Raw genomic sequence first — 20426 nt, forward strand, 5'->3', positions numbered from 1 at the left:
TTCACTTTGAACCTTTGTCGCTTTGAACCTTTGAACCTAAAAAACAACAAAAAAACTATCTAAAAAATGCAAATTACAAACCAAGCTGGCGATCAACACGACGCAACTTTAGAAACTGGAAAAGGTACTGCTAATTATAAAGTTCCATTTATTTTAATTACCAGCTTATTTTTTCTTTGGGGAATGGCGCACAATCTGGACTCAGTTTTGATTCCACACTTGAAGAAAGCCTGTGAATTAAATAATAGTCAATCTACATTGATTGATACTTCTGTTTTCTTTGCTTATTTTATCATGGCAATTCCTGCGGGAATGCTTATTAAAAGATTTGGTTATAAAACTAGTATTATCGTTGGATTATTAGTTTTTGCCGCAGGAGCCTTTTTATTTGTTCCAGCAGCAGATTCAAGAACATATGAATTATTTTTATTTGCTCTATTTGTAATTGGATGCGGTTTAACAATTCTTGAAACCAGTGCAAATCCTTATGCTACTATTTTAGGTCCAGCAGAGGCTTCATCAAAAAGGATAAATTTAGCGGCTTCTTTTAATGCTTTAGCAGCAGTTGTTGCTCCGTTTGTGGGTTCATTATTTATTCTCTCAGGAACAAATCATACAAAAGAACAAATGGCAGCAATGCCAGAAACTGAGAAAGCAGCTTATTTATTAGGTGAAGCACAAGCAGTAAAAATGCCTTATATCGTTTTGGGAACTGTTTTGGTTTTAGTAGCTATAGCTTTTTATTTCATGCATCTTCCTTCTATGAAACCAAAGCATACGGAAGTTGAAGTTAAACCTGGTTTTTTCTCTGTTTTAAAATTTAGACATTTAACGTGGGCTGTTGTTGCTCAATTCTTTTATGTTGGTGCTCAAGTCTGCGTTACTAGTTTCTTTATTAGAATTGCACAACAAGGAGCTGGTTTAGATGAAAAAACTGCGGCGTTTTATTTAGGGGGTTATGGGTTTTTATTTATGGCGGGGCGCTTTATTGGAACTTTCTTTTTGAAGTATGTAAAAGATTACGTTTTACTTTCTATTTACTGCGTAATATCTGCACTTCTTTCTCTAGTAGCAATATATGGATCAGGAATGGGAGTACTTTACGCTCTTGGCGGAATCGGGTTCTTTATGTCAATTATGTTTCCAACAATTTTTTCTTTAGGAATTAAAGGTTTAAAATCGAATACAGAAACAGGTTCTTCTTGGTTAGTAATGTCAATTGTTGGAGGCGCTATCATTCCGTATGGAATGGGAACTTTAATTGATATGAATCATGATGATATTCAGTCTGGGTATATTATTCCGTTAGTTTGCTTTTTAATTATTCTTTCTTTTGGAGTTGTTGGTCATAAGGTGAAAACGGTTTCAGAATAAGAAATTAAATTATATAAATAGAAAAGGCTTTCTTCACAAGAGAAAGCTTTTTTTTGTATTTAAAACCAAGTGCTTCGGAGAAGCAAAATATTTATAGCAAATAAAATTTCCTAGCACAAAGAAAAGCTCCAGCGGAGTGACATAATATCATCATAATACGTTTCCCGTGGTTGAAACCACGCGCTATGTTGAAACACATAATGATAAAATAATGGTATTATTTTTTATAAAATCAAAAACGCCTCCTAATTGGAGGCGTTTTTTTTTACTTATGTTTAGAATTAACGGTGTTTGCCGTTTCCGTGATCGTGATTTTTGGAGTTATTTTTTCCTTTGTTTCCTTTATCATTTCCGTAGTGGTTTCCGTTGTTTCCTTTAGGTTTTTCTCCTCTGTTTTTTTGAGGTTTTCCATGATAACCTTTCGGATAAGCTTTTACGTGTTTTGTATGATAATTATATGGAGAATCTCCTCTATAATCTGTCAATACAACTTTGTAACCAGAATACAAATCATAATTTCTATATCTTGAAGGAAGTCTTTTTTCACGAATCCATCTTCCTCCATTATCGTAGATAAATACGCTTTGATTTATATCATAATACACATCGATATCTGGCAGAAAATAGTATCTGCTGTCATCGTAGCCTTGTGGTCCCCAATTTGGCGGCGTTCCAATATCTACATTGATTGATACTTGCGCTTGGGCGAAAAATACACTCATAAAGAGTACTGAGGCGAATACTAATTTTTTCATGATCTTTAGTTTTAAATTTATTTTAGTAGATATGAATCGAAATTAATGCCAATATTTAAACTTATCGCATTCATTATACGGAAACACAAAACTAATCGACGAATAGTACTTTTCAGCCGATATGCATATATAAAAAAACGCCTCATAACTGAGGCGTTTCTTTTTATTATAAATAACAATTATTTCCAACCACCACCCAACGCACGGTACAAATTTATAACAGCTTGCAATTTTTGCAGATTGTCGTTAATTCCGCTTAATTGCGCTGCCAAAAGGTTTTGTTCTGATGTTAATACATCAGTGTAATTGGTTGCAGAACTATATTCTAAAAGTTGCTGAGTAAAGTCTACTGCTTTTTCTAAAGCTGCAATCTGTTTGGTTCTAGAATCTTCTTTCTCAACTGCCATTTGATACGAATATAAAGCATTCGAAACTTCCTGACCTGCCACTAAAAGAGTTTGTTGAAAATTATTATAGGCTTGTAATTGTTGTGATTGCGCCGTTGTAAGTCTCATTTTATTCAATCCTTGGTTAAATATTGGTTGTGTAAGTCCGCCAATAATAGAGTAAAAAATAGAATGACTAAAGAAATCTTTTAGCTCTAAATTTGAGAATCCAGTACTTGCTGTAAGTGTCAAACTTGGATAAAAATAGGTCTTAGCCAAATTTGTAGATTCGAAAGCCACCCTGAAATTAAATTCCGCTTGACGGACATCAGGACGATTGTTTAATAATTGAGCTGGCATACCAAGAGCGATTTTTTCAGGAATAATTTGTGTTCCTAATTCACCTCGATCAATTGGCCCTGGAGCTTGTCCTAACAAAATATTTAAAGCGTTTTCTGTCTCACGGATATTCTGTTTTAAATCTGGAATCAAAACTTCTGCTGCATGCTGATTGGCTTCACTCTGAACAACAGCTGCACCAGTTACAATTGCTCCTTCTTTTAAAGCTTTAATTGTTTCTACATTTTTAATACGGCTAGCTAATGTTTCCTCAGTGATTTTTAGCGATTTATCATAAGCCAAAAGCATAAAATAATTGTTGGCAATATCGGCAATCAATTGTGTTTGAACTGCTTGTTTTGCAGCATCAGTTGCTAAATAAGTTGCCAATGCGGCTCTTTTAGAACTGCTTAATTTTCCCCAAACATCAATTTCCCAAGACGTACTAGCACCCAATTTATAGGTTGTTGTCAACGTATTGATGTTGATTCCTGGTGGAAAGTTAAGTCCCGCCTGTGATTGTTTGTTATGAGTTGCACTTGCATCCAATTGTAATGTTGGGTAATAAGCTAATTTACTTTGACGTAATGAAGCTCTTGCTTGTACAATGTTTTCAATCGCATTTTTCAAATTAAGATTCTGATCTAAACCTTTTTGAATTAATGCATTCAGTTTTTCATCTTTAAAAACACTCTGCCAAGGCATATCCGCAATTGTAGTTGAATCTGTCGAAGATTGATCACGATACAATTGATCTGTTTTTAAAGTTGTGGGACGTTCGTATTTTTTGGTAACAGAGCACGCACTAATAAGTGCGGCTGTTATTACCAGTAAAATATATTTATTTGAACTATTCGTCATTTCTTTCTTAATTAAATTTTACTCTTTGTGAGCTTCTATTAAATGAATTTCCTCTTCATCGTCGTCCTCGTCATCATAACCGTCTTTAGCAGGTCCGCTGATTTTTTCTTGTAAGTTTTGAAAAATAATAAACAGAACCGGAATCACGAAAACTCCCAAGATTGTTCCGATTAACATACCTCCTACAGCTCCTGTACCAATCGATTTGTTACCAACAGCTCCCGCTCCTGAAGCAAACATCAACGGAACTAATCCTAAAATAAAGGCGAAAGAAGTCATTAAAATTGGACGTAAACGTGCTACGGCACCTTCAATTGCAGCTTGTACAACTGGCAATCCTTTTCGTCTTCTGTCCAAAGCAAATTCGACAATCAAAATACCGTTCTTGGCAAGAAGTCCGATAAGCATGATTAAGGAAATCTGCAAGTAAATGTTACTATTCAATTTGAAAATAATTGAGAACAAATAAGCTCCTGCCAATCCAAACGGAATTGATAATAATACTGCAAATGGTAAAATATAACTTTCGTATTGTGCACTTAACAAGAAGTAAACGAAAACCAAACATAATACGAAGATGAATATCGTTTCACTTCCAGAAGCTAATTCCTCACGCGTTAATCCAGAAAATTCGTAACCATAACCTGCAGGAAGATTTTCTGCCGCCACTTCTTGAATTGCTTTAATAGCATCTCCAGAACTATAACCTGGTTTTGGTGCTCCTGTAATCGAAATTGACGTAAATAAGTTAAATCTCGAAATAGATTCTGGTCCAAAAACTCTTGTCATTTTTACAAACTCTGTAATTGGCGCCATATTTCCTGCACTATTTCTAACGAAAATTTTATTCAATCCTTCTGTGTTAGCTCTAAATTCTGGAGCAGCTTGAACCATTACACGATATTGTTTTCCGAATTTATTGAAATTCGAAGCATACAATCCACCATAATATCCTTGCATTGTAGAAAGAATCGTGTTTACAGAAACCCCAGCATCTTTCGCTTTCGCTAAATTGATGTCCATCATATACTGAGGAAATCCAGGATTAAATGGGGTTGTCGCGTATTGAATTTCTGGACGTTCAGCCAATTTCGCTAAGAATTCGTTATTTACTTTAAAGAATTCAGCAGTTGTATGTCCACCTTTATCTTGCAATTGAAATTCGAATCCACCACTTTGCCCAAAACCTTGAATTGTTGGTGGCGAAATAAAGAAGATACTTGCCTCACGAATACCGCTTGTTTTAGCAAAAAGCTGTCCGATTACATCATCAACACTAAGATCACGTTCATCCCACGGTTTCAATTTTACAATAACCATACTGTAGGCACTACCCGCTCCAGCGGTAAAGTTCTGCCCAACGATTCGAAGTGTATTTTTAACTCCTGGAATAGTCTTAGCAATACTGTCTACTCTTTTTGCAATGATATCAGAACGCTCCATAGAAGCTGAAGGCGGCAAACTGATATTCGCGAAAACAGTTCCTTGATCTTCCGAAGGAACGAAAGCTGAAGGTGTTGTTTTCATCATATAAACTAATGCCAAACCAGCAATGATGATAGACGCTAAAGCAATCCATTTTTTCACAGAAAGGAAACTTACTGAACGCTTATATCTTTGTGTTACATTATCGAAAGCTACGTTGAATGAAGTATAAAAACGCTGTAAATAACTTTTATGTTTATGATCATCAGCATGCGGTTTCAATAAAAGTGCACATAAAGCTGGACTTAAAGTCAAGGCATTTACTGCCGATAGAATTATCGCAACAGCCAATGTAATACCAAACTGTTTGTAGAAAACCCCAGTAGATCCTGTAATAAATGTTACAGGAATAAATACCGCCGCCATTACCAATGTAATCGAAATAATCGCTCCCGAAATTTCGTCCATCGCGTGAATCGTCGCTTTTTTAGCCGATTTATATCCGTCATCCAATTTTGCGTGGACGGCCTCGACGACGACAATCGCATCATCGACGACAATACCAATGGCAAGAACCATAGCAAAAAGCGTCAATAAGTTGATCGTAAATCCGAATAAATTCAGGAAGAAGAACGTTCCTACAATCGCAACTGGAACCGCAATCGCTGGAATTAAAGTTGATCTAAAATCTTGAAGGAAAATAAATACTACGATGAAAACCAATATAAAAGCTTCAATCAAAGTATGAATAACTTTCTCAATAGAAGCATCTAGATTTTCGTTAACATCCACCATAATGGTGTATTTCATTCCTTTTGGAAAACTCTTCGCTGCTTCTTCAATTAATTTTTTAGAATTAATAATTACATCACGTGCATTCGATCCTGGAGTCTGGCTAATTGCCATTGCAGCCGATTCTACGCCGTTTGTTTTAATTGTTGAAGAATAACTTAAAGATCCTAACTCTACTTTTGCAACATCTTTAAGACGCAACATTTGTCCGTTTCCAACCGATTTTATAACAATATTTTCAAATTCCTGAGCACTTGTTAAACGTCCTTTGTATTTAATTACATATTGAAAAGCTTGATTTCCATTCTCACCAAATTTACCTGGCGCTGCTTCGATATTTTGTTCTGCTAAAGCTGCCGAAATATCGCTCGGAATCAGTTTGTATTGTTGCATTATATCTGGTTTCAACCAGATTCTCATAGAGTAATCTTTTGCACCAAAAACGGTAACATCACCTACTCCAACTACACGCTGAATTTGAGGTACAAGATTAATCTTCGCATAATTTTGAAGAAACGTCTGATCGTAAGCTTTATCATCACTATATAAAGAGAAAATCAACAAGTTACTACTCTGACTTTTCGTAACCGTTACACCCGCTTGAGTTACCTCAACAGGAAGTAAACTCGTTGCTCTAGAAACCCTGTTCTGAACGTTTACCGCTGCCAAATCAGGATTTGTTCCAACTTTAAAGAAAATTTTGATCGAAGCATTTCCGTCGTTTGTCGCTGTAGAAGTCATGTAAGTCATGTTTTCTACACCATTGATCTGCTCTTCTAACGGAATTACGATACTTTTCAATACTACGTCTGCATTCGCACCAGTATAACTTGCCGCCACGTTTACAGTTGGCGGTGCAATATCTGGATATTGCGAAATCGGTAACTCAATTAGGCCTAAAACACCTAAGATGACGATAATAACAGATATTACCGTCGAGAGTACGGGTCTTTGTATAAATTTTTTAAACATTATTTTTTATTTTAAATCGGCGTATACTGTTTCTGCACTTTGCTTTTGAGCTTTAATTTCAGTTCCTTCTTTTAGAGAAGCCACTCCTTCTAAAACAATCTCATCCCCTGCCTGTAAACCGCTTGTTACTACATAATAGTTTCCTGCTGTATTTTCAAGCACAGTAATGTTAGCGTTTCTTGTCTTGTTATCTTTTCCTAAAACTACCGCAAACATCTTATCTTGAAGTTCGAATGTTGCGCTTTGAGGAATAATGATTCCGTCTTTTACTTCTTTCGGAATTCTAACTGTAGTACTGCTTCCGCTTCTGATAATTCCTTTTGAATTTGGGAAACGCGCTCTCACATTTACCGTTCCAGTTTCTGTATTGATTAATCCGTTTACGGTTTCAATATGCCCTTTTTCATCGTAAGCAGAACCGTCAGAAAGTACTAAAGAAACTGCTGGCATACTTTTTATTGTTTGGTTTAATGAAGCTCCAGAATCTTTAGTAAAATTCAATAACGTTTTTTCATTCATGGCAAAATAAGCGTACACGTTACCAATACTTGAAACTGTCGTTAAAGGTTCAGTAGTATTTGAACTAACTAAACTTCCTAAACGAAACGGAATCGAACCCACAACTCCATTTACTGGACTTGTTACAGTTGTATATCCTAAATTAACTTTAGCATTTACTAAAGCTGCGTTTGCTTGCGCCAAAGAAGCCATTGCTGACTCATAAGTATATTGTGCTGATTCTAAATCGTATTTACTTATGATTCCTTTTTCAACCAAAGGTTTTACTTTGTTTACAGCCAATTTTGCTGAACTAACATCTGCCTGAGCACTTTTAATACTTGCTGTTGCAGTACGAACTTGCTGCTCATATTCTGGAGCGCTGATTTTAAATAAAGGTTGTCCTGCTTTTACAACTGCTCCTTCATCTACAAAAATTTTATCGATGTAACCTTCAACTCTTGGTCGGATTTCTATATTTTGTTGTCCCTGAATACTTGCCGGAAAGTCGCTATTTAATGTCGCCGATTCCTGTTGTAATGTCACAGTCTTATACTCTTTTATTTGTGGTGCTCCACCAGCCTGAGCCGATTTATCATTTTTACCGCAAGATGCGATAACAAGTGATGCTGCGAGAATACTTAAAAATGATTGCTTCTTCATTGTGAAAAATGTGTGATTTATCTATTATATGACAACAAAAGAAATAAATTATAACAAACGAAAATTTTCAAATAGACGAAGAGCGAATCAGAATCGACAAAGATTAGTTAAGAACCGATGGTTTTTCTATAAATATTAAACAAGTGTTTAATTTTTATCCCATCGGCTCTAAAACACTTTTTAGAGGCTCTAAAACAGGATTGGACGATTGCTTAAAAATCCTATTCAAATAAAATGTAATATTGCCTTTAAAATCACAAATTACAATGTCACCAAACTTTTTTAGACCCTACTTATTCACAGGATTACATATACTTGGATGGTTTTTACTAGGGTATCTTATGTTGTTTTATATTCCATTGACATGGAATGTAGTACTTCCGTCAGCATTTTGGCTTTGGCAGAGTATTATACTATTTCTATTGATTGTTCTTTTTTATTCAACAGCAAAAATCATAGTTCCTAGAACCATCATAAAAGACAATACTTCACTATTTTTATTTTGGGCATTTCTAGCAATTTTTACCATGCAGTTAATTGCTTATTTTTACACATCTCAAACAGATCTTCATTATCAAATTAGTAAAGCAATTGGTTTTACAAAATATAAAAATCCTTATTTTGACAATTACGTTTTTACACTAACATTATTAGTTTTAGGAATAAGCACAAGTTGGGCAATGTTGCAATATTGGCAAAAAGCAGCGCAGCACAAACAGAAATTGGAACAAGATAAAACTGTAGCCGAATTGGCAATGTTAAAAGCACAGATTAATCCACATTTTTTCTTTAATTCTTTAAATAGTATTTATTCACTTACTTACACCGATATTGAAGATTCTCGAAATGCATTGCATACGTTGAGCCGAATGATGCGTTACTTGCTTTATAGTACCGAAGAAAAAACGACCTTGCTTAAAGAAGCCGAATTTATGAGAGATTTTATCGCTTTGATGAAACTTCGTGCCAACAGCAAATTGACCATTACAACAGACATTCCCGAAAAAATACACGATTACCCAATTGTTCCGATGTTATTATTACCTTTAGTAGAAAATGCTTTTAAACATGGCGTTCATGCCACAGATAAAAGTGAAATTTATATAAAGCTTACACAAAATGGAAGCAATCTGGAATTTGAAGTTGAAAATACTTTCTTCGAAAAAACAGCAGTTTCTGATGTAGGCGGAATTGGTTTAACAAACACCAAACGAAGATTGCAGCTAATTTATCCGAATCAGCATTTTATCTCATTTGGCGTTACCGATCACGGAACATATAAAATTAAATTAAAAATAAATTTAGAGCAATGACAGTACTAAAATGCATAGCAGTAGATGATGAACCATTGGCTTTAAAATTGGTTGAAACCTTTATAGAACAAACTCCTTTTTTAGAATTAATTACCACTTGCGACAACGCTGTTGAAGCTATGGGAATTATTCGCGAAACAAAACCTGATGTTGTTTTCTTAGATATTAACATGCCTAATTTAACGGGAATGGAATTAGCAAGATTAATCCAAGATCAAGCTGCACCTTTGCCTAAAATCATCTTTACGACAGCATACAATCATTATGCGATTGAAGGATATAAAGTGAATGCCGTTGATTATCTTTTAAAGCCTTTTAGCTACGAAGAATTTCTACGAGCTTCTAGCAAAGTTTTACAATTGCATGAAGAATCTAACAATCAATTTCAAACCGTTACTTTAGACGACGAATTTATCTTTCTAAAAGTAGAATATCAATGGGTTAGAATTTCACTAAAAGACATTTGCTATATCGAAAGTTTAAAAGATTATGTAAAAGTACATTTAGAAGATTCTCAAAAAGCTTTATTGTCATTGATTTCATTAAAAGCTTTAGAAGAAAAACTTCCGTCTTCAAAATTTATGCGCGTTCATCGCTCTTTTATCGTTTCATTAGACAAAATCAGCGCCATTAGTAAAAACTCCATTTTTATCGATAAAATCGAAATTACAGTTGGCGAACAATACAAAGAAGCCTTTAAAATCGTAGTCGATAAATGGCTAAAATAAAATTAGAATTACAAATATCATGGAAAAAAGATCAAACAAATATTATCTGACTTTAAGTCTAAAAGAATATGCAAACGGAGAAACTGAACCTGCAAAAGAATTAGGAATCGAATTTGACAATCACGACGAAATTTTTGGAATTATAGATCGAATCAAAGACAAAAACATTTTTGCGAATGAATCTGAAGCCATTCAATTTGCTTTGGGACTTAAATTATTCAGCGAAATCAAATTAAAAAATCGTAAAAACCCACTTTTTGAGGAATTAAATGAAGTTTTTCCTGTTTTTATGAAAAAGCTAAAAAGTTTATAAAAACTCCTTTAAAAACAAGCGTTTAACGTTATTTACACTTGCGCTTTCAATATTAAATTTACTTTAAAAAAGAAATTATCTCAATTTTACTGGCAATATTTTGTAACAATTTTCCGTTAAAATTGAGCATGTCCCACTAAATGCTTTCCAAAAGAAGTTTAATTTCTTTTTTGAAATTGAATTATTTTTCATAGAAAAATGGAATAACATTTAGGCAATCTTAATTGAAAATAGAGAGATTTTTTTTGAAGCTGACCATTTCATTTTAATGAATCTCTAAATACAATCTTCACTTTCGATTTGTTCGATAATGCAAAAATTATTTTTTAACCATTAAAAATGAAAGCATTATGATAATTCAAAAAAGTATATTTCTTCTTGCTGGTCTGCTCGTCTTAGGCAGCTGTTCCAACAATGACAATGATGACAGCGCCAACACAGGACCAACTGGACCTCCTGTAGAAACAGGCGCTGCAAATACTACATATCAACCTGCATTTGCAGGACAGACACGTGCTGGAAGCATTCAAACTACTACAGAAATTGAATCTAAAGTTATCACCAACGGTTTAAGCGCTCCTTGGGGAGTTGCTTATCTTCCAGACGGACGCCTTTTAGTTACCGAAAAAGCAGGTAAAATAAAAATTGTAACACAAGCAGGAGTTATTGGAAATGCCTTAACTGGTGTTCCAGCTGTTAATCCTGCAGATCAAGGAGGTTTATTAGGTATTTGCCTTGATCCATCATATGCAACAAACAGATTGATTTACTGGGCTTTTTCTGAAGCTGTAGCCGGCGGAAATATTACCGCTGTAGCGAAAGGAAGAATCTCTGATAACGAAACTGCTGTTGAAAATGTTACTGTAATTTATCGTTCTAATACACCAAACGCAAGTACACTGCACTACGGAGGTCGTGTATTATTTGATAAAACTGGAAATTTATTTGTTAGTATTGGTGAAAGATCTGTATTGCAAACACGTCCGTTGGCGCAAGCTGTAAATAGCAGTTTGGGTAAAGTTGTCCGAATTACAACTAGCGGTCAAGCTGCGCCTGGAAATCCAATTATTACTGGAACTGGTGCTTTACCAGAACTTTATTCTATTGGGCATAGAAATCCGCAAGGATTGGCACTTCATCCAACAAGCGGCGAATTATGGCAAAGCGAACATGGTCCGAGAGGTGGTGACGAAATTAATAGAATTACTGCAGGAGCCAATTACGGTTGGCCAACAATTACATACGGAATTGAATACAGCGGAACTAAAATTGGAGACGGAATCACGCAAAAAGAAGGATTGGAACAACCCTTATATTATTGGGATCCTGTTGTTTCTCCAAGCGGTATGACTTTTTACGCAGGAAAACGTGTTCCAGAATGGCAAAACAATTTATTTATAGGCGCATTAAGCGGTCAGCATATTGTTCGTTTAGCATTTAAAGACAATAAAGTGTCTGGAGAAGAAAGACTATTAGCTAGCGAAGGACAAAGATTTAGAGATATTACACAAGGAAAAGATGAAGCATTATACGCCGTTACCGATCAAGGAAGACTTTACAAAATTGATAAAAAATAGAAAGTAATCTTGTTCATTATATTAGCCAAAAACGCCCCAGTAAAATGGGGCGTTTAGTATTTTATGGATTGTTTTGTTTCAAGTTTCAGGTTAGACGTTAAGTGAGTAACTTGAAACCTGAAACTTGAAACTTGAAACAAAAAAACATATTTTTTTAAGCTTTCGCTTTTCTTTTAACTGTACATCCAATTTCTTTGGTTTGAGTTACTGCTGGTTTTTGACCACTTTTTAAAGACGCAATTACATCTTCTGCATATTTTACTTTTTCCGGTTTATTTCCTTCTGGATCATTGTCGATTGCTCCAACATATTCAACAACATTTCCTTTTGAAGTTTTAGAAACGATGAAAATATGTGGTGTACGTTTTGCACCATATTCATCAGTAATTTTTTGTCCTGGATCAAATAAATATGGGAAAGGATATTTTTTATCTTTTGCTAAATCCTGCATTTTTGCAAAAGTATCTGCTGTAGAAGCTTCTGGATCGTTTGGATTAATAGCAATTACTGGATATCCTTGTGGTCTAAATTTTTTATCTAAATCGATAATTCTTTGCTCGTAACCTATTGCGTATGGACAAGTATTACAAGTAAAAACTACAATATATCCTTTTGCGTCTTTAAAAGTTCCGAATGAAACTTCTTTGTTGTCAACATTTTTCAGTTTGAAATCTGGTGCTTTGTCACCTGCTTTAAGCGTTACTGCATTTTGTGCTTGTGCAAGAAAAGCTGAAAATGCCAATGCTAATAATAAGATTATTTTCTTCATGTTTTATAGTTTTTTATATTCAGTTAATAATTGTTCGTAGGTAAATTCACTTTCAACAAATTTTCGTTTATCGGCTTTAATGAAAAGTGTTGCTGGAATACTTCCTGACCAAGACGGATCAATTCTGTCAATAAATTGCTGTGGATCGCTTTCGTTTAAAAGAAAAACTTCATTCTTCAAATTCTTTTTCTTTACAAACGGAATTACATTCGATTCTAATTTCGACTTAAAATCTAAACTCACTAATAAAACAGCCAATTTCTCTGATTTATGTTCGGCGCTTAATTTCTCAAAATGTGGTAATTCTTTTATGCAAGGCGCACACCAAGTTGCCCAAAAATTGACAACATAGGTACTATCTTTTCCGTTTTTGATTCTTTCATTTAATTGATCAATATTCAAAAGCTTTACGTTCTGACTGTAAGCAGAAACTGAAATGAAACTAAACAGAAATATATAAAAGAAGTACTTGATTTTCATGAGATATAATGCTTTAGATTTAATTAAGCCTTACAAATATAAAATAATGGAATCTTACTTTTTGTTAATGAAAGTTTAATGATTTTTTTTAAGGTTCTAAAAAGGCTAAGATTCTAAGTTGCTAAGATTTATTTATAGTTTTGTTCTTTTTCCTATATAGTAACTATACTCATTGTCAAAAGCATAACCTCTTTCATCAATAACTTTAAAGTGAAAATCATTTAGGCTTTTACTTTTTATAACTTTTACTTCATTATTTATTGTTCTAATGAAATAGGCATATTTATCATCTTTCGCATAAAATGCATTGTCACATTCCAAATAATAAGTTCCGTCTAAACAGCCTTCTAGAATTTTAAAAGTCTGAGCATTTGCTTTTGGAATTATCTTTCCTTTAAAAAAAACATGATTCTTATCAATCGCTAGGTTTTGAATCAAATCTGGATACGGAATCTTAAATGATTCTAAATCTACGTTTTCAATTAAAATTACATCACCAAAATACAATTGATCTTCAACTTGAATATGATAATCATTGAGGTGTTTTGCTTTGCTTAAATCAAAAGGCATTTTATCATTGTGACGATAATAGTTTCCGTTTGAAAAAGTATATCCTTTCTGAATATCTACTATTTTAAAATCATCAGGTTTAGCATTTTCTAAAATACAGAAACTGGTAAAGGCACTTTCTAAATAAATATGTTTTTTATCTTCAAAATAAACTGTCGAAGCAAAGCCGTCATTATCGAATTCAGCATTTGTTGCCGTGATTTTGAATGTTTCGAAATCTATAATCTTATAAAACTTTTTAAAAACTTCATTATCATAACGAAGAATAAATTTATTGTCTATGATTTTATAACCTTGTCCTAAATCTTTAATCATTTTTTCTTTTTTTATGATTGTCCCCAGTAAAATTCACAGTTATCAAAATTCAAATCCTTTAAATCATTTTTATCAATTAAAACACTAAAAACGCCTTCATCATTAAATCCGTTTTCTCCTATTTGCAAAAGCACTATCTTATCTGAATTTACCATATCTAATATTTCTTGTTCCTGTGCTTGACAATGTGTAAAGATTCCGAAGATTTTTGACGTTTCGCTTCCTTCAAAATAATCCCATAAAACACCGTCTTCGTTTGCATCTTCTTCTTCGTATTCATCTTCTGGCTGACGATAACGGCTAGATAATTTCTCAGTCGAAGAAAATGCTGATTTTATTAAAACACCTTCAAAGAAATTATCTTCGTGATCTTTCACAACTCTTTCTAATTCACTATTATCAACATCGCTGTAAACCACTAAACCTTTATCTTCCATTATATCTGCAAAGAAAAATAAATGTCCTGTTTTTGGTAAAAGTCCAGATTTGTCATGCGGAGCAATTTGTTTTAAATCTAATTGAGCGGCAAATCGCAAATCTTTTGGATATTCAAAATTCTTAGGAAGATCTGCAATTGGTCCGCCATAACGAGAATGACCAAGTGGAATTTCTAAAGTTCCTGCTTTTACCAACAAACCATCTTCTAAAAGTATTTCGGCATTTTTAAACTATCTCCATAATAGTGTTTCGTTGCAGGTCGTAATTCAATGATATCAAAAATTTCGTTTTTCATTTTATTCAAAAATTATAATATTGATTTTGGCTTTTAAATTATTAAATGTGAAAATAAACAATTACTTGTAAGATTGCAATTACTTTATTGCTCAAAATGAAGTTTTTAGAGAAAAATGACAATTTGTTAAAATTGAATAGTCATGTTTTTTTGACTAATTGACTTTCGTTTAAATTCAACTGAACTTTGCGAGAAATAAAAAACAAGCGTATGAAAATACTATCGCTTTTACTAATCCTGATTTGCAGTGCAAGCTGTCAATCGCAAACGAATTCAAAAATGAGTGAAGAAAAAATAAATCCGTTATTATGTGATCCTGCAAGCGGAATGTGTGAAATGCCAATCGGCGAAAAATCAAATGAAACCACAAATATTTCAACAGAAAATAAACCAATAAAAATTGTTTATTATACAGATCCGATTTGCTCTTCTTGTTGGGGAATTGAACCTCAACTTAGAAAACTAAAATTAGAATATGGCGATGCTTTTGAAATTGATTACAAAATGGGCGGCCTACTTCCTGACTGGAGTTATAACAGCGGCGGAATCAGCAAACCTTCAGACGTTGCGCATCATTGGGATGAAGCGAGTTTACATTATGAAATGCCAATCGATGGAAATGTTTGGCTAGAAGATCCTCTAGATTCTTCTTATCCGTCTTGTATTGCTATGAAAGCGGCACAAATGCAAGACAAAGAAAAAGCTGTAAAGTTTATGAGAATACTTCGTGAGAAACTATATCTGGAAAAGAAAAATATCGCTAAATGGGAAAACATCGCCGAAGCTGCAAAAATTGCTGAATTAGATGTTCAAAAATTAAAAATAGATTATGAAGGCGATGCAAAAACACTTTTTCAAGAAGATTTAAAACTTGGAAAATCACTTGGTGTTAGAGGCTTCCCTACTTTGTTTTTTTCTGATGGAAATCAAAACCAATTGACTGTTTATGGTTCTAAACCTTATGCATCTTATGAAAATGCTTTGTTAGCGTTATTTCCCGATGCAAAAAAGAAGAACATTAAAAATGAAAATCCGTTGGCTCTTTTTGATATTTTTCCAACTTTGGCTCCAAAAGAATATTCGATAATTTTAGATAAAACGTATTCTGATGCTCAAATTATTTTAGAGAAATTATATCAACAAGATTTATTGGATAAAAAGACAATAAAGAATGGATCGGTTTATAGTAGAAAATAAATGAAATAATTTTAAATCATGTTCCAGCGGAACATTTGGTCGGTAAAAAAAATAATACATATCTTAATTTCGTCCCGTAGGGACGTTTGAATTACATAATTAAAAACATTCTACATTAATCAAACATTCCTACGAAACCTAAAACTGAATAACTATTTAATTTCTACCGACCAAATGTCCCGATGGGACAATATCAGATGATTTAAAAAAATGTTCCAGCGGAATATCTCGTCGGTAGAAAAAATAATGTGATCCTATATTTCGTCCCGTAGGGACGTTTGATATTACGTAATTGGTTCTTTAAAAATGTATTGATAATCAAATTCTATTTCAAATGCTTTCAATAATTTTTGATATTCCTCTAAAAATGTTTCTTTTTTATGATGCTGCTCTTGATTTTCGATATATCTAATAACATTTGGAACATGACTTCTTGAATAAGAAAAAGCTCCATAACCTTCTTGCCAAGCAAAATTAGAGGATAATTTTTGATCTTTAATCCATTTATTTGTTTCTGTTTTTAAATTTTGAATTAGCGCTGAAATAGATTGTGTAGGACGCATACCAATAAAAATATGAATATGATCTGGCATGCTATTTATGCAAAGCATTTTATGATTATTGGATTGAATTATTCCTGTAATAAATTGATGCAATCTCTCTTTCCATTCTTTTGCGATTAATCCTTTTCTGTATTTTACTGCGAAAACAAATTGTATGTGTATTTGTGTGTATGTATTTGCCATTATTGATCAAACGTTCCTATGGAACGATAAAATTGTTGATTTTTTTGCATTCTACCGACGAGATGTTCCGCTGGAACATTTATTAATCATTCAACAAATCTCAAAAAAATCAATTATTTATTATATCCTTAAGAAGTCATCAAAATATCATTTTAAGTCAAAGTTTATGAAACAAAAAAACCACAAAAACTGAATTTTGTGGTTATATAAAATTATATATTTAAAATCTAAATCTCTTTCAAAATCAAATCAGCCACCGCATCAATCGCTTGATTTATTATGCTTTCTGGATTTCCTTTAAATTCATAACGTTTGGCGATTTGTTTTTCTTTAAATACAATATGAATAAAAATTGTTCCAACTGGTTTAGAGCTGCTTTCACTTCCTCCCGGCGTTGTTAGTCCTGTTAAAGCTACACAAAAATCTGAATTTGCATAACGATAAAAATGCTGTGCCATCAACTTTGTAACCTCAGCAGATTCGGCGCTGTATTTTTCGATAGTTCCCCACGGAATCAATAATAAATCTTCTTTCATTGAAGTATGATAACAGACTATTCCTCCTATCAAAATTCTACCTGAATTGATAACAGTCGAAAATTCATAGCACATTTTTCCGGCAGAAGCACTTTCTGCAAAAGATATTGTTAAGTTTTTCTCTATTAAGGCTTGGCAGCAAGCGGTTACTTTATCAGAAGCCATATTGATTACATTTAATTCGACATTTTGTATAATCAAATTTAGAATCTTTTAAAGTGAGAAATTTTATACAATTGCTTTCTGTTGTTATATTATAAGTAACTGTTAATTATACAACTATATTTAAAATTCTTGTAAGGACTTCGTTGGCTTCGATTGTTAATTTTGTAAATACAGGTAAAGTTTTTACTGCGAAATCTTTACTGTCATTACAAATCAATAATCTAAAAATTTAGCATTATGGAAAAAGAACACAACCACGAATATGGTCAGTACGATCCTGATTATATCGATCAAAATACGCTTGTTGACGGAACTCTTTCTAATGAAGATCAATACAAACAAGATTTAAAAAAGCATGAAAATCGAGAATTTGGCGAAAGCGATCCCGATTATTACGAACAAAATACGCCTGTTGATAATGACAATTATGCACGAGATGAAGATCCGTATCAATATCAAGAAGAATTTATTGAAGATCCAAAGCATCCTCAAGTTGATTTTGAGAAAAACATCAACATTAGTTCTGAAAATATTCCAAATGAAGAAAGAATTATCAATGAAGATGATGCCATTACAAATGACGATACCGAAAGTGATTTAAATGACGATTACGATCCTGATTTAGATTCTGAAAATGACGAAGAAAAACATAGCGATCTGGATGATGACGAAGAATTAGATGATTTTGACGCAGAACATTTTCCTGAAAATCATCCGAGAGAATAACCTAAAATTCGTAAATTGTAAAATGTGATTTTATGGATTTAGGCACTCAAATTTTTTGGCTTTTTGTTCTTGCAATTCCGATTGCATGTGTAAGTTGGACTGTAACACATGAAGAGATTTTTAGAGAACCTCATGAATGGTGTGTCAGGCATTCTAAAAATGACCGATTTATACTGTCAAGAAAGTTCTTTTATCTCTTTACTTGCGAATACTGCTTTAGCCATTATGTCACAATCGCATTTCTGATACTTTGTGATTATAAACTTTTGTTAAATGATTGGAGAGGCTATATTTTGGCAGGGTTTTCTCTGGTTTTTATGGCAAATGTTTACATGAGTCTTTTTGCATTATTGCGTCAGGCAATTAAGAAAGAAAAAGTAGAAATCGAAAAAATTGAGAGCGAAACTGATAATGAAATCAGGAAAAATTAAAAATAGAAGTATAACTAAATAAATTAAACTATCATGGAGAATTTAAATTTTATAGATCCATTATTACACGGAATAACACCTCAAAACAAACCACTTAATCTTTCTGTTAAACAAATGGTATGTGCAGGAGTTGGTGCTCTTATAGCATCGGCTGTATTGAAAAAAACAGGACACACTAAAGCTAGTGCTGTTGTAGGAAGTATTGCATTACCAATTTTAGCTTCTGCTGCCTATAAAAAATACGCTGAAGTAACAAAAGAAAAAAATGATGCAAACGCAAGCAGCGGAATCGAATACAATCATTAGAATATAATTAGTCAGATATAAAAAAAGAGCATTGTTATCGATGCTCTTTTTTTATATCTTTTTTGGAAAAAACTTAAGAAATATTTCCTTCTACCCAATTTAAAGCTTTATTAAAATCTACTTTTTTATACCCACGGAATTCGCCCGGAACAATAAAACTAAAACCATTTGTAAAAGAAATAATTTCGTCTGTATCTGTAATAATTGCAGCTCTGTTCCATTTTCCTAAGTGTTTTAAGCCTAAAAGTGCATCTTGAAGCCACGCTCCAGCCGTGAAATTTTTAATATCGGTATCTAAAACTAACAGAAAATTAATTTCGTTTGTTTGTTTTACCAAATGCTCAACTGCTGGTACAACAGCTGTTAGAAAATCTTCTTTTGTTACTTCTGCTAATGCTCTAAAAGCAACTATATTATCGGTAGTATCGATTTGATGTATCATATGATTTACTTTTGAGTTAATGAATTCTATTCCTTTTCTTAAAGGTTTAATTATTTACTCAAATATACTTATTATCAATCATATAGCATTTACATTTAACTATTCGTTTATTATATTATTTCGAGTGATTTTGATGTTTTTTGAATGAATTATTCAAAGCACACGAAGTTTTTTTTTTAATACCAAAAACGTATAAATCTCAGAACTTAAACAGACTAGATTCCAAGCATTGTACTTAATTCTTCATACGAATGAAAAAGAATTGCTCCTTCTTTCTTTAAATCTTCATTATTATAACCATTCGCAAATCCGTAAACTTTAAAACCGCCTTTTAATCCCGCTCTAACTCCAGCAACACTATCTTCAACAACTATACAATCTCCAACGCCAAAACCCATTTGTTTCGCCGCATGCAAAAAGATTTCTGGATCTGGTTTCCAGCTCTTAATTACGTAAGAACTAAAAATCTTCCCTTCAAATCTATCTAACAAACCTGCAGTTTCTAGATTTAGTCTGATTTTTTCCAAAGGTCCGCTAGACGCTGTACAATACGGAATTTTAAGATTATTCAGGAAATCAAAAATTCCAGGCATCGGTGTGGTTTCTTTCAAAAAAGCTTCAAAACTTCTATTTCTATATTGTTCTTCAAAATCTTCTGGCAACTTCTTTCCTATCGCTTTTTCAATCTGCGAAAAGCAGTTTTTTAAACTTACGCCATTAAAATAGTGATAAGCATCTTCGAGTTCCATTTGTAAACCATGTTCTTGTGCCATCACAAGTAATATTTCGTTGCCAATTTTTTCTGTATCGACTAAAACTCCGTCACAATCGAAAATAATACATTTCACCATTTTTCTGATTTTCATTTAATTACAAATAGCTCTTTTCGTAAAAGAGAAGAATTGAAATTTACAAAAAAATAATCGATTCAAAAATCTAAAGTTTATATTTTGATTTTCAACATTCTGCACAGAATTACCCCTATTCTGTATTTTCGTTTCCTTTTTGATTTGT

21 protein-coding genes are annotated in these 20426 nt (G+C 33.0%); 9 read left to right on the plus strand and 12 right to left on the minus strand.

Annotated elements, in window-relative coordinates; translation table 11 throughout:
* Positions 1-66 precede the first annotated feature (66 nt).
* Positions 67-1374: an L-fucose:H+ symporter permease gene (gene fucP / locus NYQ10_RS17940; protein WP_289877598.1), complete on the plus strand. Its 1308-nt coding sequence runs from the start codon at positions 67-69 to the stop codon at positions 1372-1374.
* A gap of 281 nt (positions 1375-1655) precedes the next feature.
* On the opposite strand, the gene NYQ10_RS17945 is transcribed toward fucP, so the two are convergent.
* The 4 genes from NYQ10_RS17945 to NYQ10_RS17960 all read right to left on the minus strand — a co-directional run bounded on the left by NYQ10_RS17945 (position 1656) and on the right by NYQ10_RS17960 (position 8065).
* Positions 1656-2129, minus strand: a complete 474-nt coding sequence (locus NYQ10_RS17945) for a hypothetical protein (protein WP_289877599.1) — start codon at positions 2127-2129, stop codon at positions 1656-1658.
* A 179-nt stretch (positions 2130-2308) separates the two neighbouring features.
* The gene (locus tag NYQ10_RS17950) at positions 2309-3715 is read right to left on the minus strand and encodes an efflux transporter outer membrane subunit (protein WP_289877600.1); all 1407 of its coding nucleotides are present in this window, start codon (positions 3713-3715) and stop codon (positions 2309-2311) included.
* Between the two features lie 18 nt (positions 3716-3733).
* On the minus strand, positions 3734-6904 hold the full coding sequence (locus NYQ10_RS17955; RefSeq protein ID WP_289877601.1) for an efflux RND transporter permease subunit: 3171 nt from the start codon (positions 6902-6904) through the stop codon (positions 3734-3736).
* Positions 6905-6910: 6 nt separating this feature from the next.
* Positions 6911-8065 (minus strand): efflux RND transporter periplasmic adaptor subunit, encoded by a 1155-nt coding sequence (locus tag NYQ10_RS17960; protein WP_289877602.1) that lies wholly within the window; start codon positions 8063-8065, stop codon positions 6911-6913.
* A 266-nt stretch (positions 8066-8331) separates the two neighbouring features.
* On the opposite strand from NYQ10_RS17960, the gene NYQ10_RS17965 reads away from it, so the two are divergent.
* From NYQ10_RS17965 to NYQ10_RS17980, 4 genes are all read left to right on the plus strand, one after another.
* The gene (locus NYQ10_RS17965; protein ID WP_289877603.1) at positions 8332-9378 is read left to right on the plus strand and encodes a sensor histidine kinase; all 1047 of its coding nucleotides are present in this window, start codon (positions 8332-8334) and stop codon (positions 9376-9378) included.
* Positions 9375-10106, plus strand: coding sequence for a LytR/AlgR family response regulator transcription factor (locus NYQ10_RS17970; protein WP_289877604.1), 732 nt, complete (start codon positions 9375-9377; stop codon positions 10104-10106). The genes NYQ10_RS17965 and NYQ10_RS17970 overlap by 4 nt, the downstream gene beginning before the upstream one ends.
* 19 nt (positions 10107-10125) lie before the next feature.
* On the plus strand, positions 10126-10419 hold the full coding sequence (locus tag NYQ10_RS17975) for a DUF3861 domain-containing protein (RefSeq protein ID WP_276173173.1): 294 nt from the start codon (positions 10126-10128) through the stop codon (positions 10417-10419).
* A 350-nt stretch (positions 10420-10769) separates the two neighbouring features.
* Complete coding sequence (locus NYQ10_RS17980; protein WP_289877605.1) at positions 10770-11996, plus strand: PQQ-dependent sugar dehydrogenase; 1227 nt, start codon at positions 10770-10772, stop codon at positions 11994-11996.
* Positions 11997-12150: 154 nt separating this feature from the next.
* Here NYQ10_RS17980 and NYQ10_RS17985 read toward each other — a convergent pair whose 3' ends face one another.
* The 4 genes from NYQ10_RS17985 to NYQ10_RS18000 all read right to left on the minus strand — a co-directional run bounded on the left by NYQ10_RS17985 (position 12151) and on the right by NYQ10_RS18000 (position 14762).
* Complete coding sequence (locus NYQ10_RS17985; RefSeq protein WP_289877606.1) at positions 12151-12765, minus strand: thioredoxin family protein; 615 nt, start codon at positions 12763-12765, stop codon at positions 12151-12153.
* A gap of 3 nt (positions 12766-12768) precedes the next feature.
* Positions 12769-13245, minus strand: coding sequence for a TlpA family protein disulfide reductase (locus NYQ10_RS17990; protein ID WP_289877607.1), 477 nt, complete (start codon positions 13243-13245; stop codon positions 12769-12771).
* A 132-nt stretch (positions 13246-13377) separates the two neighbouring features.
* Positions 13378-14130: a DKNYY domain-containing protein gene (locus NYQ10_RS17995; RefSeq protein WP_289877608.1), complete on the minus strand. Its 753-nt coding sequence runs from the start codon at positions 14128-14130 to the stop codon at positions 13378-13380.
* 11 nt (positions 14131-14141) lie between these two features.
* Positions 14142-14762 carry a DUF1963 domain-containing protein gene (locus NYQ10_RS18000; protein ID WP_289877609.1) on the minus strand — a complete coding sequence of 207 codons (621 nt, stop codon included), beginning with the start codon at positions 14760-14762 and terminating at the stop codon, positions 14142-14144.
* 380 nt (positions 14763-15142) lie between these two features.
* Here NYQ10_RS18000 and NYQ10_RS18005 point away from each other — a divergent pair, with 380 nt between their 5' ends.
* Positions 15143-16060: a DsbA family protein gene (locus tag NYQ10_RS18005; RefSeq protein WP_289881047.1), complete on the plus strand. Its 918-nt coding sequence runs from the start codon at positions 15143-15145 to the stop codon at positions 16058-16060.
* A gap of 284 nt (positions 16061-16344) precedes the next feature.
* Here the strand turns inward: NYQ10_RS18005 and tnpA are convergent, their stop codons facing one another.
* Both tnpA and NYQ10_RS18015 read right to left on the minus strand, forming a co-directional pair.
* Entirely contained in the window at positions 16345-16806 is a 462-nt protein-coding gene (gene tnpA, locus NYQ10_RS18010) for an IS200/IS605 family transposase (RefSeq protein WP_289877610.1), read from the minus strand.
* Positions 16807-17033: 227 nt separating this feature from the next.
* Positions 17034-17543 (minus strand): CinA family protein, encoded by a 510-nt coding sequence (locus tag NYQ10_RS18015; protein WP_289877611.1) that lies wholly within the window; start codon positions 17541-17543, stop codon positions 17034-17036.
* Between the two features lie 201 nt (positions 17544-17744).
* Between NYQ10_RS18015 and NYQ10_RS18020 the strand changes: the two genes are divergently transcribed.
* The 3 genes from NYQ10_RS18020 to NYQ10_RS18030 are packed head-to-tail and all read left to right on the plus strand — an operon-like array spanning position 17745 to position 18970.
* Entirely contained in the window at positions 17745-18233 is a 489-nt protein-coding gene (locus tag NYQ10_RS18020) for a hypothetical protein (RefSeq protein WP_289877612.1), read from the plus strand.
* Positions 18234-18265: 32 nt separating this feature from the next.
* Positions 18266-18664, plus strand: coding sequence for a hypothetical protein (locus tag NYQ10_RS18025; RefSeq protein WP_276173164.1), 399 nt, complete (start codon positions 18266-18268; stop codon positions 18662-18664).
* Between the two features lie 33 nt (positions 18665-18697).
* The gene (locus NYQ10_RS18030; protein ID WP_276173163.1) at positions 18698-18970 is read left to right on the plus strand and encodes a PrgI family protein; all 273 of its coding nucleotides are present in this window, start codon (positions 18698-18700) and stop codon (positions 18968-18970) included.
* Between the two features lie 73 nt (positions 18971-19043).
* Here the strand turns inward: NYQ10_RS18030 and NYQ10_RS18035 are convergent, their stop codons facing one another.
* Both NYQ10_RS18035 and NYQ10_RS18040 read right to left on the minus strand, forming a co-directional pair.
* Positions 19044-19412 carry an STAS/SEC14 domain-containing protein gene (locus NYQ10_RS18035; RefSeq protein WP_184161783.1) on the minus strand — a complete coding sequence of 123 codons (369 nt, stop codon included), beginning with the start codon at positions 19410-19412 and terminating at the stop codon, positions 19044-19046.
* Between the two features lie 215 nt (positions 19413-19627).
* Positions 19628-20278 (minus strand): HAD family hydrolase, encoded by a 651-nt coding sequence (locus NYQ10_RS18040; RefSeq protein ID WP_289877613.1) that lies wholly within the window; start codon positions 20276-20278, stop codon positions 19628-19630.
* Positions 20279-20426 lie beyond the last annotated feature (148 nt).

The sequence above is a fragment of the Flavobacterium johnsoniae genome, from assembly GCF_030388325.1.
GTDB classification, from domain to species: domain Bacteria; phylum Bacteroidota; class Bacteroidia; order Flavobacteriales; family Flavobacteriaceae; genus Flavobacterium; species Flavobacterium johnsoniae_C.

Bases quoted from the DNA above. Each gene is read 5' to 3' on its own strand.
- NYQ10_RS17985 (WP_289877606.1), bottom strand. From the start codon at position 12,765: ATGAAGAAAATAATCTTATTATTAGCATTGGCATTTTCAGCTTTTCTT.
- NYQ10_RS17960 (WP_289877602.1), bottom strand. From the start codon at position 8,065: ATGAAGAAGCAATCATTTTTAAGTATTCTCGCAGCATCACTTGTTATC.
- NYQ10_RS17945 (WP_289877599.1), bottom strand. From the start codon at position 2,129: ATGAAAAAATTAGTATTCGCCTCAGTACTCTTTATGAGTGTATTTTTC.
- NYQ10_RS17965 (WP_289877603.1), top strand. From the start codon at position 8,332: ATGTCACCAAACTTTTTTAGACCCTACTTATTCACAGGATTACATATA.
- NYQ10_RS18040 (WP_289877613.1), bottom strand. From the start codon at position 20,278: ATGAAAATCAGAAAAATGGTGAAATGTATTATTTTCGATTGTGACGGA.
- NYQ10_RS18005 (WP_289881047.1), top strand. From the start codon at position 15,143: ATGAGTGAAGAAAAAATAAATCCGTTATTATGTGATCCTGCAAGCGGA.
- NYQ10_RS17975 (WP_276173173.1), top strand. From the start codon at position 10,126: ATGGAAAAAAGATCAAACAAATATTATCTGACTTTAAGTCTAAAAGAA.
- NYQ10_RS18020 (WP_289877612.1), top strand. From the start codon at position 17,745: ATGGAAAAAGAACACAACCACGAATATGGTCAGTACGATCCTGATTAT.
- NYQ10_RS17970 (WP_289877604.1), top strand. From the start codon at position 9,375: ATGACAGTACTAAAATGCATAGCAGTAGATGATGAACCATTGGCTTTA.
- NYQ10_RS18025 (WP_276173164.1), top strand. From the start codon at position 18,266: ATGGATTTAGGCACTCAAATTTTTTGGCTTTTTGTTCTTGCAATTCCG.
- NYQ10_RS17995 (WP_289877608.1), bottom strand. From the start codon at position 14,130: ATGATTAAAGATTTAGGACAAGGTTATAAAATCATAGACAATAAATTT.
- NYQ10_RS18035 (WP_184161783.1), bottom strand. From the start codon at position 19,412: ATGATACATCAAATCGATACTACCGATAATATAGTTGCTTTTAGAGCA.
- NYQ10_RS17990 (WP_289877607.1), bottom strand. From the start codon at position 13,245: ATGAAAATCAAGTACTTCTTTTATATATTTCTGTTTAGTTTCATTTCA.
- NYQ10_RS17980 (WP_289877605.1), top strand. From the start codon at position 10,770: ATGATAATTCAAAAAAGTATATTTCTTCTTGCTGGTCTGCTCGTCTTA.
- NYQ10_RS18030 (WP_276173163.1), top strand. From the start codon at position 18,698: ATGGAGAATTTAAATTTTATAGATCCATTATTACACGGAATAACACCT.
- NYQ10_RS17955 (WP_289877601.1), bottom strand. From the start codon at position 6,904: ATGTTTAAAAAATTTATACAAAGACCCGTACTCTCGACGGTAATATCT.
- tnpA (WP_289877610.1), bottom strand. From the start codon at position 16,806: ATGGCAAATACATACACACAAATACACATACAATTTGTTTTCGCAGTA.
- NYQ10_RS17950 (WP_289877600.1), bottom strand. From the start codon at position 3,715: ATGACGAATAGTTCAAATAAATATATTTTACTGGTAATAACAGCCGCA.
- fucP (WP_289877598.1), top strand. From the start codon at position 67: ATGCAAATTACAAACCAAGCTGGCGATCAACACGACGCAACTTTAGAA.